A 14,428-nucleotide genomic window follows, 5' to 3' on the forward strand; every position below is an offset into this window, starting at 1 on the left:
ATGGTCGACGCGAATGAGATCGCCATTGTCGGAATGTCGTGCCGGATGCCGGGCGCTTCCGATCTCGACAGCTTCTGGCGGTTGCTGCGCGATGGGCGCGAGGCCATCGGCTCCGCTCCCGCAGACCGTCCCCGAATCGAGGAGAAGGCCGGATTCCTGGCTTCGGCATCGGAATTCGACGCCGACTTCTTCGGGGTGGCGCCGAATGAGGCACGTGCGATCGATCCGCAGCAGCTGCTCGGTCTCGAGCTGAGCTGGGAGGCCCTCGAGGACGCGGGCTACCGCGACCGCGGCGGTGCTCGCGCGGGTGTGTTCCTGGGCAGCACCGGAACCGATTTCGCCGAAATCGAGGCGGCGCGGGGTAAGCCCGGCCGGCATTCGCTATCGGGCATCGGGCGCGGAGTCGCCGCCAACCGGATTTCGAATTACTACGGATTCACCGGTCCGAGCATCGTCGTGGACAGCGGGCAGTCCTCGTCGCTGGTGGCGGTGCACCTGGCGTGTGAATCGTTGCGCGGCGGCGAGTGTGATGTGGCATTGGCGGGCGGGCTGAATCTCATCCTGTCGCCGCTGGGCGGTGAGCGTTACGAGCAGTTCGGCGCGCACTCACCATCGGGACGGTGCTACACCTTCGACGAACGTGCGGACGGAACGGTTCGCGGCGAAGGCGGCGGGATCGTCGTACTCAAGCCTTTGGCCCGCGCGATCGCCGACGGTGACCGGATCTACGCGGTGATCCGCGGCAGTGCTCTCAACAGCGGCAACGAGCGTCAAGTGCTGAGCGCGCCCAGCGTGTCCGCGCAGACCGCGGTGATCAGGGCCGCGCTGGCGGCCGCCGATGTGGAACCCGCGTCGGTGGATTATGTGGAACTGCACGGAACCGGCACGCCCGCGGGCGATCCGGTGGAAGCGCGGGCCCTCGGCGAGATCTATGGCGCGGGACGGTCCGAGAACATGCCGCTGGCCGTCGGTTCGGTCAAGACGAATATCGGGCATCTGGAGGGTGCCGCCGGCATCGCGGGCCTGATCAAGACCGTGCTGAGCCTGCGGCATCGGGAACTGGCGCCCAGCTTGAACTTTCACACCGCCAATCCGCGCATTCCGCTCGAAGCGCTGCGGTTGCGGGTGCAGACCGTGACGGAGCAGTGGCCGTCCGCGACACAGCGCCGCGCGGGCGTGTCGTCGTTCGGAATGGGTGGGACGAACGCACATGTGATTCTGGAGGAGGCGCCGGCGCCGGTCGCGGGTAATGCGCGTGTGGCCGCCGCCGACCACCCGGTGACCTGGATGTTGTCCGCGCGGAGCCCGGAAGCGCTGCGGCAGCAGGCTGTTCGATTGCAAGAGTGGCTGGCCGGACATCCGGCCGATGCTGCCGCCGATATGGCGTATTCGCTCCTCCGTTCCCGTACGGCGCTGGACTGGCGGGGCGCGGTGATCGGGTACGACGCCGACGCGATGAGTGCCGCGCTGGCCGCGCTGGCCGATCCGGCGGCGCAGACCTCTGACGACGCTGCCGTGGTGTCGGGGCGTGTGGTGCCGCGTCGGGTGGCGTTTGTTTTTCCGGGGCAGGGGAGTCAGTGGGTGGGGATGGGTGCGGGGTTGTTGGCTGGGGGTGGGGTGTTCGCGGAGTCGGTGGCGGAGTGTGAGGCGGCGTTGGCGCCGTTTGTGGATTGGTCTTTGGCCGAGGTTTTGCGTGGTGGGTCTGGGGCTGTGTCGTTGGATCGGGTGGATGTTGTTCAGCCGGTGTTGTTCGCGGTGATGGTGTCGTTGGCGCGGGTGTGGCGTGCGGTGGGTGTGGAGCCGTCGGTGGTGGTGGGGCATTCGCAGGGTGAGATCGCGGCGGCTGTGGTCGCGGGTGGGTTGTCGCTGTCGGATGGCGCGCGCATTGTGGCAGTGCGGTCGCGCGCCGTCGCCGAGGTGCTGGCGGGTTCGGGTGGCATGGCGTCGATCGGTGCGACGGCGGAGGTGGTTGCCGAGCGGCTGGCGGGTTTCGGGGCCCGGCTGTCGGTGGCGGCGGTCAATGGCCCCGGGCAGGTTGTGGTATCGGGTGAAGTGGCGGCCCTCGACGAGTTTCTGGCGGGGTGTGCGGCCGATGGTGTGTGGGCCAAACGGATTCCGGTGGATTACGCCTCGCATTCCGCGGCGGTGGAGGCCGTTCGCGATCGGGTGCTCGCGGAGCTGGAGTCGATTGTGCCGGTAGCGGGTTCGGTGCCGTTCATCTCGACAGTGACCGGGGATTTCATGGATACCGCCGAGCTGGATGCCGGGTATTGGTACCGGGGGCTGCGTGAGCAGGTGCGCTTCGCCGCCGCGATCGAGACTTTGCTCGAATCGGGGACGAATGCGTTCGTGGAGACGAGCCCGCATCCGGTGGTGTCGGCGGCGATCGAACTGACGGCGGATTCGATGGGGATGGCGGATCGGGTCGCGGTCGTCGGCACGCTGCGGCGCGACCACGGCGGCCGGCAGCAGTTCGCCGCGGCCTTGGCACATGCCTACTGCGTGGGTATCGATGTGGCACCGGAGCTGTTGACCCCGCCGGCACAGCGGGTGGAACTGCCGACGTACGCGTTCCAGCGGCGGCAGTGCTGGACGCTGGATGACGTGGAGCCGCTTCCGGCTCCGCAGCCCACCGAGTCCCCGGTCCGGAGCAGGCGGGCCGTGGTGGAGGGCCCGCTGGCGCCGCGGTTGTTCGCGGCGGCCGAGCGTGACCGCGACGCTCTCGTGCTCGAGGTCGTGGCCGAACAAGCCGCCGCGGTGCTCGGCCATGATTCGGCCGATGCCGTCGCACCCGATCTGCCGTTCACCGCCGCCGGGTTCGATTCGGTGAGCGGACAACAGTTTCGCAGCACCCTGGCATCGGCCAGCGGTGTGCCGCTGCCGGCGACGCTGATCTTCGACCACCCGACACCGAGGGCGGTGGCGCGGCTGGTGCGCGCACATCTGGAAGGGATCGACCCCGATCTGCCGCGAGTGTCACGCCGGGCCGTCTCCGATGAGCCGATCGCCATTGTCGGTATCGGCTGTCGATTCCCAGGTGGTGTCGGATCAGCCGAGGATCTCTGGGAGCTCGTCGCCGCGGGACGGGACGTGATCACGCCGTTTCCGTCGGATCGAGGCTGGGACCTGGAACGGCTGTTCGATGCGGACCCGGATCAGCCCGGAACCGTGTACACCCGGGAGGGCGGCTTCCTCGATGACGCGGGCGGTTTCGATGCCGGTTTCTTCGGCGTGGGACCGCGCGAGGCGGCGGCGATGGATCCGCAGCAGCGGCTGATGCTGGAGGTCGCCTGGGAGGCTCTCGAGGATGCGGGCATCGACCCCGCGTCACTGCGCGGCACCGATACCGGCGTATACGTCGGCGCCTGTTCGTCGGGGTATTCGCGCGGCGTCGTCGGTGAATACGAAGCTTTCCGGTTGACCGGGACATCACACAGTGTGGTATCCGGCCGTGTCTCTTATGTTTTCGGCTTGGAGGGCCCGGCGGTCACGGTCGATACCGCGTGTTCGTCGTCGCTGGTCGCGTTGCATCTGGCCTGCCAGGCACTGCGTCAGGGGGAGGCGTCGCTGGCGCTGGCGGGCGGTGTGAGCGTGTCGGCGAGTCCGAGCCTGTACGTGGATTTCGCGCGACAGCGGGGGCTGGCGCCGGACGGGCGATCCAAGGCGTTCGCCGCCGCTGCCGACGGGGTGACGTGGTCGGAGGGCGTCGGGGTGCTCGTGGTCGAGCGGCTGTCGGACGCACAGCGGCTGGGGCACGACATTCTCGGGGTGGTGCGCGGCAGCGCGATCAATCAGGACGGCGCGAGCAATGGCCTGACCGCGCCGAACGGTCCATCGCAGGAGCGGGTGATCGCGCAGGCGCTGGCCGATGCCGGGCTCCGGGCGGCGGATGTGGACGCCGTCGAAGCGCACGGCACCGGAACGGCATTGGGTGATCCGATCGAGGCGCGGGCATTGATCGCCACCTATGGCCAGGACCGGCCGGAGCCGTTGCGGATCGGGTCGGTGAAGTCGAATATCGGTCACGCGGTCGCCGCGGCCGGTATCGGCGGTGTCATCAAGATGGTGGCCGCCCTGCGGCACGAAACTCTGCCGAAGACATTGCATGTGGATGCTCCGACACCGCATGTGGATTGGTCGGCGGGGTCGGTGCGGTTGCTGACCGAGGCCGAGCCCTGGCCCGTCACCGATCGGGTGCGGCGTGCGGGTGTGTCGTCGTTCGGGATCAGCGGCACCAACGCGCATGTGATCCTCGAGGAAGCGCCGGCCGCCGTACCGTCGCCGGCGGCAGCCGCCGCCCCGGTGGCAACCGATGTGGTTCCTGTTCTGGTGTCGGCCAAATCCGACGAGGCGCTGCGGGCACAGGCGGATCGGTTGCGGCAGTGGATACTCGACCGGCCCGATGTCGATATCGCAGATATCGCGTATTCCTCGGTCGCGGCCCGCGGACATTTCGATCGGCGTGGTGCGGTCATCGGCCACGACCGGGAACAGGTACTGGCCGGCCTCGCCGCTCTTGCCTCGGGCGAGGCGGCATCGCCGGTCCTCGAGGGGCAGGTGACCCCGGGGAAGACGGCGTTCCTGTTCACCGGTCAGGGTGCGCAGCGAGCCGGGATGGGCGCGCGGCTGTATCGCGCGTTTCCGGTGTTCGCGGCGGCATTGGATCAGGTGTGCACCGAGATCGATCCGCTGCTCGGCCGGTCGCTGAAAGACCTGATGTTCGATGAGGAGAACGCGGCACTGCTGGACCGCACGGAGTTCACGCAGCCCGCGCTGTTCGCCTTCGAAGTGGCGCTGTTCCGGTTGGTGGAGTCCTTCGGTATGGCACCGGATGTGCTGATCGGCCATTCGATCGGTGAGTTGGTCGCCGCCTGTGTGTCGGGGGTGTGGTCGCTGGCGGATGCGTGCACCCTGGTGGTGGCACGCGGGCGGCTGATGGGCGCGCTGCCCGAGGGCGGGGCGATGCTCGCGGTGGCGGTATCCGAGGAGCGCGCGGCCGGGATGCTGACCGAGTTCCGGGGCCGGGTATCGATGGGCGCGGTGAACGGTCCGTCGTCGGTGGTCCTGTCCGGTGAGGCCCCGGCGGTAGCCGAGATCGAGGAGAAGCTGGCCGGCGATGGAGTCAAGACCTCCCGGCTGCGGGTCAGTCATGCGTTCCACTCGGCATTGATCGAGCCGATGCTCGACGAATTCCGCAGTGTGGCAGCAGGGTTGACCTACCACCCGCCGGCCGTTCCGATCGTGTCGAATGTGTCGGGCGTCCTGGCCGGCGCCGAGGTGACCGATCCGGATTATTGGGCCGACCAGGTGCGTGGCTGTGTCCGGTTCGCGCCGGGTGTCGAGACCGCGGTGGCGGCAGGGGTGCGACGGTTCGTGGAGATCGGGCCCGATGCCGTGTTGTCCGCGATGACCCGGCAGTGCCTGGCCGAGACCCCGGATCTGGAGGCGGCGTCCACGGTCGTCGCCGCGGCCCGGCGTTCCGCCGACGAGCCGACCCAGTTCGTATCCGCGCTGGCACAGGCCCATGTGGCAGGTGTGAGTGTGGACTTGCGCCCCCTGTCGGCCGGTCGCGGTGCGCAGCGGGTTTCCTTGCCCAGCTATGCCTTCCAGCACCGGCGGTACTGGCTGCAGCCGGTCGACGCGGCCGCCGGCAATTCCGGAGGTCATCCGATTCTGACGGGTGTGACCGAGCTCGCCGATACCGGCGAATGGTTGTTCACCGGCCGGTTCTCGTTGCGTACGCACCCATGGATCGCCGACCACATGGCCTATGGCGTAGTGGTGGTGCCGGGCGTGCTGTTACTCGAGTTCCTGCTCGCCGCCGGTCGCGGGATCGGCTGCGAGGTGGTCGAGGAAGTCATGGTGCAGGCGCCGATCCGGCCCGGTGCGGACCCGGTCGATATCCAGGTGCTGGTGCAGTCCGCCGACGAGTCCGGGCGGCGATCGTTCGAATTCTTCTATCGGAATTCCTCCGACGAGGGATGGGTCCGCAATGCGACCGGTGTGTTCGCGGCGGAGCCGGCCGTCGATTCGGCGTTGGTGTCACAGCTGCGAGACCAGCAGTGGCCGCCGGCCGACGCCGAACTCGTGGACGTGGATCGATCGACCCTTCCGGCGCAGATCACCGAGGACACCGGACTCGAGTACGGTCCGGCGTTCATCGGTGTGCCGGTGGTATGGCAGCGTGGCGACACGGTCTACTCCGAGGTCGTGCTCGACACCGACGCGGCACCGGAGTCCGGGCACGGTGTGCATCCCGCCTTGATGGAGCTGGTCGTGCATGCCGGGCTGTCCCGCTTGGTATTTCGTGCCGCGGACCCCGACCCGGACTCCGGGTGGTTGCTGTTCCAGTGGGGCGGTGCGCGTTTTCACGCGCCGGTGCCCACGAAGGTGACGGCGCTGCGGGTCATCGCGGTGAAGGCCGGCGTGAACACCATCGCCGTCGCGGCCGTCGATATGAACGGCAACCCGATCCTGTCGGTCGACGCCGTCATGATGCGCCGCAACGATGCCAAGGAATTCCGGCGCGGTTTGTCCGACGACGCGGCAGGTCTCTACCAGGTGCAATGGGAGCCCATCACGGCAGCGCCGGCCGGATCGCCGGCGCCGTCGATGGCCGTACTCGCGGATTCGGAGTTGCCGAGAATCGGCGCGGCGTTCGATTCCGTCGCCGAACTCGTTGCGGCGGAACAGCTTCCGGAAGCCGTGGTGTGGCGCGTCCCGGGACAGGCGGCGGATGATCCGGCAGTGGTGCGGGCCGCCGTGCACAGCACGCTGGCGACGGTGAAATCGTGGCTTGCCGAGGAGCGACTGTCCGATGTCCGGATGGTGGTACTCACCACCGGTGGGGCGGGGCTGCCCGGCGAGGTGCCGGATGTGTCGGCGGCCGCGGCGTGGGGGTTGGTCCGCAGTGCGCAGTCGGAGAATCCGGGGCGGTTCGTTCTCCTGGACGAGGATCCGGCCGAACCGGTGAACGCCGATCGGATCGCGGCGGTGCTGGCCTCGGGTGAGCCGCAGGCCGCGGTGCGGGGTGCGGGAGTTCTGGTTCCCAGGCTGACCCGGACACCGAAGACCGGCGAGGTGCGCGACACCGGCGCGGCTTCGGCTTTCGGTGACGGCGCGGTCTTGATCACCGGTGGCACCGGTGGGCTCGGTGCGCTGTTCGCCCGGCACCTGGTCACCGAATACGGCGTGCGCAGGTTGGTGCTGTCCTCGCGGCGGGGTCCCGAGGCGCCGGGGGCGCGCGAGCTCGCCGCGGAACTGGGCCGGGCGGGCGCCGATGTCCGGGTGGTCGCGTGTGATGTCAGCGACCGTGACGCGGTGCGGGATCTGTTGGACGCCATGGATTCCGACGGTGGTGTGACCGCTGTGGTGCATACGGCGGGTGTTATCGACGACGGCACCGTGGAGTCGCTGACGAGTGAACAGGTGGACCGGGTGCTGGCGCCGAAGGTGGACGGCGCGTGGTATCTGGACGAGCTGACTCGCGACCGCGACATATCGGCGTTCGTGGTCTTCTCGTCGATGGCAGGGGTGCTGGGTTCGGCCGGGCAGGGCAATTACGCCGCGGCCAACGGTTTCCTGGACGGTGTGGTGCAGCGGCGCCGCGCGGCAGGATCGGCCGCGGTGTCGCTGGCATGGGGGCCGTGGAACTCCGGCAGCGGAATGACCGGGGAACTGGACAGCACCGCGCTGGCACGGTGGGAACGGCTGGGACTGGGCCGGCTCGGTGATGCCGAGGGGCTGCGGTTGTTCGACGAAGCGATCGCCGGTTCGCAGGAGCGCCCGGCCGCGATCCGGTTCGACGCGAGCGTATTGCGGCGCATGTCGGATCTCGATGCGGTTCCGGCCGTCTTGCGCGGTTTCGTACCGCGGTCGGCCCGCCCGGCGAAGGCCGCGAGCAAACCCGCGGCCGGGGCGCTGGCCGAGCGGTTGGCCCAGGTGCCCGAGGCCCGGCGTGCCGACGTGGTGTCGGAGGTGGTGCTGGCGCAGGCCGCGGCGGTGCTGGGACATGATTCGGCGGCCGATATCCGGCCCGACCGGCGCTTCGACGAGATCGGTTTCGATTCCCTGGGCGGGGTGGAATTCCGGAACCGGCTGAACAAGGCCACCGGTATCCAGCTGCCGTCGACACTGGTGTTCGACTATCCGACCCCCGGGGCGGTGGCGAAGCTGGTGCTGTCGAAGGTGGAGCCGAAGACCGTGAGCGAGCCGGTCAAGAAGGTGACGCGCCGGACCCGGACCGACGAGCCGATCGCCATCGTGGGGATGGGCTGCCGGTTCCCCGGCGGGGTGACGTCGCCGGACGAGTTGTGGGACCTGCTCGCCGGGGGAATCGACGCGACCAGTGAGTATCCGTCGGATCGCGGCTGGGATCTGGAGCGTCTGTTCGACGAGGACCCCGACAAGCCGGGCACCGTCTACAGTCGTCGCGCCGGCTTCCTCGACGGTGCCGGTGATTTCGATGCCGGGTTCTTCGGAATCAGTCCGCGCGAAGCATCGGCGATGGACCCGCAGCAGCGGCATTTGCTCGAATCATCGTGGGAGGCATTGGAAAACGCGGGTATCGACCCGGTCGCTCTGCGCGGCACCGATGCCGGGGTGTTCGTGGGCGCGTGCTACTCGGGCTATTTCAACCGGGTCACCCCCGAGTTCGAGGGCCATCGGCTCACCGGCACGCAGGGCAGTGTGACGTCGGGACGGCTGTCGTATGTCTTCGGTATCGAAGGACCTTCGGTCACCGTGGACACCGCGTGCTCATCGTCGCTGGTCGCCTTGCACCTGGCCTGTCAGGCACTGCGGCAGGGAGAGACCTCGCTGGCCTTGACCGGCGGGGCGACCATCTACGCCGATCCCTATCTCTCCATCGATTTCGCACGGCAGCGCGGCATATCGCGCGAGGGGCGCTGCAAGTCGTTCGCGGCCACGGCGGATGGCACCGCATTCTCCGAGGGCGTCGGCATGCTCGTGCTCGAGCGCCTGTCGGACGCGCAACGCGCGGGCCACCCCGTCCTGGCGGTGGTCCGGGGCAGCGCGATCAACCAGGACGGGGCGAGCAACGGTTTGTCGGCACCGAATGGTCCCTCGCAGGAGCGGGTGATCACCACGGCGTTGGCGAACGCGGGGCTGGATCCGGCCGATATCGACGCGGTGGAGGCACACGGGACGGGAACGCCGCTGGGTGATCCGATCGAGGCGCAGGCCCTGATCGCAACCTACGGGCAAGGGCGATCGAGTGGGCCGCTGTGGCTCGGGTCGTTGAAGTCGAATATCGGGCACACCACGGCCGCGGCGGGTGTGGGCGGTGTCATGAAGATGGTGCTGTCGTTGCGGCACGAGACGCTGCCGAAAACCTTGCACGTGGACGAGCCGAGCCCGAAGGTGGACTGGTCGGCCGGCGAGGTGGAGTTGCTGACCGAGTCGCGGCCGTGGCCGCGCAACGGGCGTGCTCGTCGCGCGGGCGTGTCCTCGTTCGGTGTCAGCGGCACCAACGCCCACGCCATCCTGGAGGAGGCGCCGCACCCATCACGCGCCGAATCCCCGGTTCCCGCGAACGATTCGGGCCATGGCGATTCGGACGCCATGTCGTGGATGTTGTCGGCGGTGAGTCCGGAGGCATTGCGGCAGCAGGCTGTTCAGCTCGAGCGGTGGTCGCGCACGCACCCGGACGCGGACGCGGCGGATGTGGCGCATTCGCTGCTGCGTCACCGGTCGCAGTTGGAGTGGCGAGGCGCGGTTGTGGGGCGCGATCGCGCCGGATTGACGGCGGGCCTGGCCGGATTGATCGAGTCGGAGGCACCGTCGCTCGACGGATCCGCCGAGGTGGTGTCGGGTCGTGTGGTGCCGCGTCGGGTGGCGTTTGTTTTTCCGGGGCAGGGGAGTCAGTGGGTGGGGATGGGGGCGGGGTTGTTGGCCGCGAACGGGGTGTTCGCGGAGTCGGTGGCGGAGTGTGAGGCGGCGTTGGCGCCGTTTGTGGAGTGGTCTTTGGCGGAGGTTTTGCGTGGTGGGCCGGGGGCTGTGTCGTTGGATCGGGTGGATGTTGTTCAGCCGGTGTTGTTCGCGGTGATGGTGTCGTTGGCGCGGGTGTGGCGTGCGGTGGGTGTGGAGCCGTCGGTGGTGGTGGGGCATTCGCAGGGTGAGATCGCGGCGGCTGTGGTCGCGGGTGGGTTGTCGCTGTCGGACGGCGCGCGAGTCGTCGCGCTGCGTTCTCTCGTCGTGGCACAAGACCTCGCGGGTCACGGCGGGATGGCCTCGGTGAGCGCGGCCGCCGAGGTGGTTGCCGAGCGGCTGGAGGAATTCGGGGGCCGGCTGTCGGTGGCGGCGGTCAACGGTCCCGGCCAGATTGTGGTGTCGGGTGAAGTGGCGGCCCTCGAGGAGTTCCTGGCGGGGTGTGCGGCCGATGGTGTGTGGGCCAAACGGATTCCGGTGGATTACGCCTCGCATTCCGCGGCGGTGGAGGCCGTTCGGGACCGGGTGCTGGCGGAACTGGAGTCGATTGTGCCGGTGGCGGGTTCGGTGCCGTTCTTCTCGACGGTCACGGGCGATTACGTGGATACGGCCACCTTGGATGCCGGGTATTGGTACCGGGGGTTGCGGGAGCAGGTCCGGTTCGCGGAGTCGGTGGCGGCGTTGCAGCGCGCGGGGACGAATGCCTTCATCGAGGTGAGCCCGCATCCGGTGCTGACGATGGGAATCGAGGCGACGGCGGGAGAGCTGGGCCTGGCCGATCGGGTGGCCGTGCTGAGCACACTGAGGCGCGATCAGGGAGATCCGCTGCGGGTCACCACCGCGTTGGCGCAGGCCTACTGTGTCGGCGTCGATGTGGCGGCCGACGCGTTGGCTCCGGTCGAGACACGGTCGCTCGGCACGCCCCGCCCCGTCGCCCGGGTGGATCTGCCGACGTACGCCTTCCAGCACAAACGGTATTGGTTGCAGCCGAGCACCGCCCGGGATGTGCGTCAGTCGGGGCTGGGCGAGGCGAAGCATCCGCTGCTGGGTGCGGCCATCTGGATGCCGGACTCCGAAGCGGTGGTGCTGACCGGCCGTCTGTCGCTGGCGGATCACCCGTGGCTGGCCGACCACGCGATAAACGGAGCGGCCCTGCTGCCGGGTACGGCCTTCGTCGAGTTGGCATTGCATGCCGGGACGATGGCCGGATGTCCCCGGCTGGCCGAGCTGGTCGTGGCCGCGCCGCTTGTCCTACCGGTCGATGGCGCCGTCGAACTGCGAGTGATGGCGGCCGCACCCGATGATGCGGGGGCACGAGCCGTTTCGGTGTATTCGCGCCCGCAGAGCGACGGCGAATCGGACCAGGGTGATCCGGGATCGTCGAGCACACCGCGTTCGGAGTGGGTCCGCCATGCCACGGGAACCGTTGTCGCCTCGCCGCTTTCGCCCCCCGAGCTGGTCGGGGCCGATGCGGCGAGCTGGCCACCCGTCGGAGCGCTGCCGGTGCAGCTCGGCGATGCCTACGCCGAGCTGGCCGAGCGCGGTTACGACTACGGGCCGATGTTCCAGGGCCTGACCGCGTTGTGGCGCCGTGGCGACGAGCTCTTCGCGGAGGTCGCCCTACCGGAGCAGGCGCAGTCGGCGGACCGGTTCGGGATGCATCCGGCACTGCTGGACGCGGCACTGCACACGATCGGCCTCGGTGGGATGAGCGGGCCCGCCGCGCCCGGCGAGATTCTCGTCCCCTATTCGTGGGAGAACGTCACCGTGGATGCGCCCGGGGCGGCGTCGGCCCGGGTCCGAGTGGCGCCGGCCGGGACCGACCCGCAGGACCAGCGAATCACCCTCACGCTCACCGACGCCCAGGACGCGCCGATCGCCGAGATCGCGGCACTGACCCTGCGTCCGATCTCGATCGGCGCGGTGGGCGCGGCGGCGCCGGAGGGTGCCTACCGTCTGCGCTGGGTTCCGCTGCCCACGCCGAATCCCGACGACGTGGCCGCGGCCACGCGCTGGGCGAGCACCGGCGACGGCGAGACGGTGACCGTCGGCGACCGGCCCGCGACCGTGATTCGACTCGATGGTCTCGTGAGCAGCACCACGGCGGCGGACGTGCCCGATGCGGTGCAGACCCGGCTGGCCGCGGTAGTGGCGCGCGGCAAGGAACTGCTGGCCCAGGATCAGCGCATCGTCGTGGTCACCGAAGGTGCGGTCGCGACGGCCGCGGGCGAGCCAGTGGACCTGGTCGGCGCGGCGGCGTGGGGCCTGGTGCGCAGCGGACAGAACGAACATCCCGACCGGATCACCGTGGTGGATGTGGACCGCTGGGACGACTGTCGCGATGCCGTTGCCACGGCCCTGGCATTGGCGGACGAGCCCCAGGTCGCGCTGCGCGACGGCGTGCCCTATGTGCCCCGGCTGACATCCGACCACGGCGACGCGGTGGTAGGCGGTGACGTGCTGCGAGCCCCGGCGTGGGCGTTGCGTCAGCTCGGCAAGGGCTCCTTGACCGGTGACAACTTCGCTCTGGTCGAAACCCCCGCCGCCGTGCGGGAGCTCGGGCCCGGTCAGGTTCGCCTCGGCCTTCGCGCCACGGGCGTCAACTTCCGGGACGCACTGATCACGTTGGGCATGTACCCGAACCCCGACGCCGCCATCGGCATGGAGGGGGCGGGCGTGGTGCTGGAGGTGGCGCCGGATGTCACCGAATTCGTCATCGGCGACCGGGTTTTCGGGATGATCGAGGGCATCGGTTCGGTCGTCGTGACCGACAGCAGGCGGCTGGCGCCGATCCCGCGGGGATGGTCGTTCGCGCAGGCGGCCGCCGTGCCCGTCGTGTTCATTACCGCGTACTACAGCCTCGTGGACCTCGCCGACGCCCGCCCGGGGGAGACGTTGCTGCTGCATGTCGCCACCGGCGGTGTCGGCACGGCCGCCGTGCAACTGGCGCGTCATCTCGGCTTGCGGCTGCTGGTCACCGCCGACCGTTCCAAATGGGATGTGTTGCGCGGCATGGGGTTCGACAATGCGGTCATCGGCGACTCGCGCACTCTCGACTTCGAGCGGAAGTTCCTCGAGGTCACCGGTGGCCGCGGTGCCGATATCGTGCTCGATTCGCTGGAAGGCGAATTCGTCGACGCCTCGATGAGATTGCTGCCACGCGGTGGCCGCTTCCTCGAGATGGTTGCCACCGATCGGCGCGATCCCGGTGAGGTCGCCGAGCAGCATCCGGGCGTGCACTACCGCTACTTCCATCTCGACGAGATCGGGCTCGATCGATTGCGTGAGATCATGAGCGCCCTGGTCGTATTGTTCGACGCCGGGGTGCTGGCACCGCCTCCGATCACCGGATGGGATCTGCGGCAGGCGCCGGAGGCGTTCCGTTTCGTGGGCGAGGGCAAGCATATCGGTCGCAACGTGCTCACCATCCCGACTCCGCTGCGCCCCGACGGCACGGTGCTGATCACCGGCGGTACCGGTGTTCTGGGCGCGATGGCGGCCCGCCATCTCGTCGTCGAGCACGGTGTGCGGCGGCTGGTGCTCGCGAGCAGGCGCGGTCCCGCCGCCGACGGTGCCGCCGGCCTGACGGAGGAATTGACGGCGCTGGGCGCGCAGGTGGACGTGGTCGCCTGCGATGTGGCCGATCGGGAGGCGCTCGACAAACTGCTGGCGAATATCGCACCGGAGCACCCGCTCACCGGCGTCGTCCACACGGCGGGCGCGCTGGCCGACAGTCTGCTCGCCGATATGACACCGCAGCAGCTCGCGACGACGCTGCGCCCGAAGGTCGACGCGGCATGGAATCTGCACGAGGCGACCCGGGATCTGGATCTGTCGCAGTTCGTGCTCTACTCCTCGGTCGCGGGCGTGATCGGCACTCGGGGACAAGCGAATTACGCCGCTGCCAACGTCTTCCTCGACGCGCTGGCACACCACCGGCATCTGAGCGGTCTGCCCGCGACGTCGGTGGCGTGGGGTCTGTGGCAACAGCGCAGCGGGCTGACCGGTGCACTCGGCGAGGCCGACCTGGTCCGGTTGCGGCGGGAGGGGATCGTCGCGCTGGGTGAACGGGACGGTCTGGCGCTGTTCGACGCGGCACTGGCGGATCAGGAGTCCGCGCTGGTCGCAGCGCGGTTCGACCGGACCGCGCTGCCCGACCCGGTCCCCGCGATATTGCGAGGGCTGGTGCGGCACTCGGAGCGGAATACGGAGAGCGACAAGCGCTCGCGCGGGTTCGAGCTGGGCCTGGTACCGGAAGCCGAACGCGAGCAGGCCGTCGTGGACTTCGTTCTGGAACAGGTGGCGGCCGTACTGGGCTACTCGTCGGCCGGAGATATCGAGCCCGACAAGGGATTCGACGAGATCGGTCTCGACTCGCTGTCGGGTGTGGAGCTACGCAACCGGCTGTCGAAAGCCACTGGCCTCCAGGTTCCGGTGACGCTCGTCTTCGACTACCCGACCGCTCCCGAACTGGCCGGTT

At 69.2% G+C, this 14,428-nt stretch carries 1 protein-coding gene (running past one end of the window); it reads left to right on the forward strand.

The features are described 5' to 3' along the window. Positions 1 to 14,428, forward strand: the 5' portion of a protein-coding gene (locus ABZ827_RS11800) for an SDR family NAD(P)-dependent oxidoreductase (protein ID WP_357236131.1). Its footprint extends 281 nt past the window's final position; the window shows 14,428 of its 14,709 coding nt (coding positions 1-14,428); its start codon is at positions 1 to 3; its stop codon lies off the right edge, out of view.

This window comes from Nocardia sp. NPDC019395 (assembly GCF_040632335.1).
Classification (GTDB): domain Bacteria; phylum Actinomycetota; class Actinomycetes; order Mycobacteriales; family Mycobacteriaceae; genus Nocardia.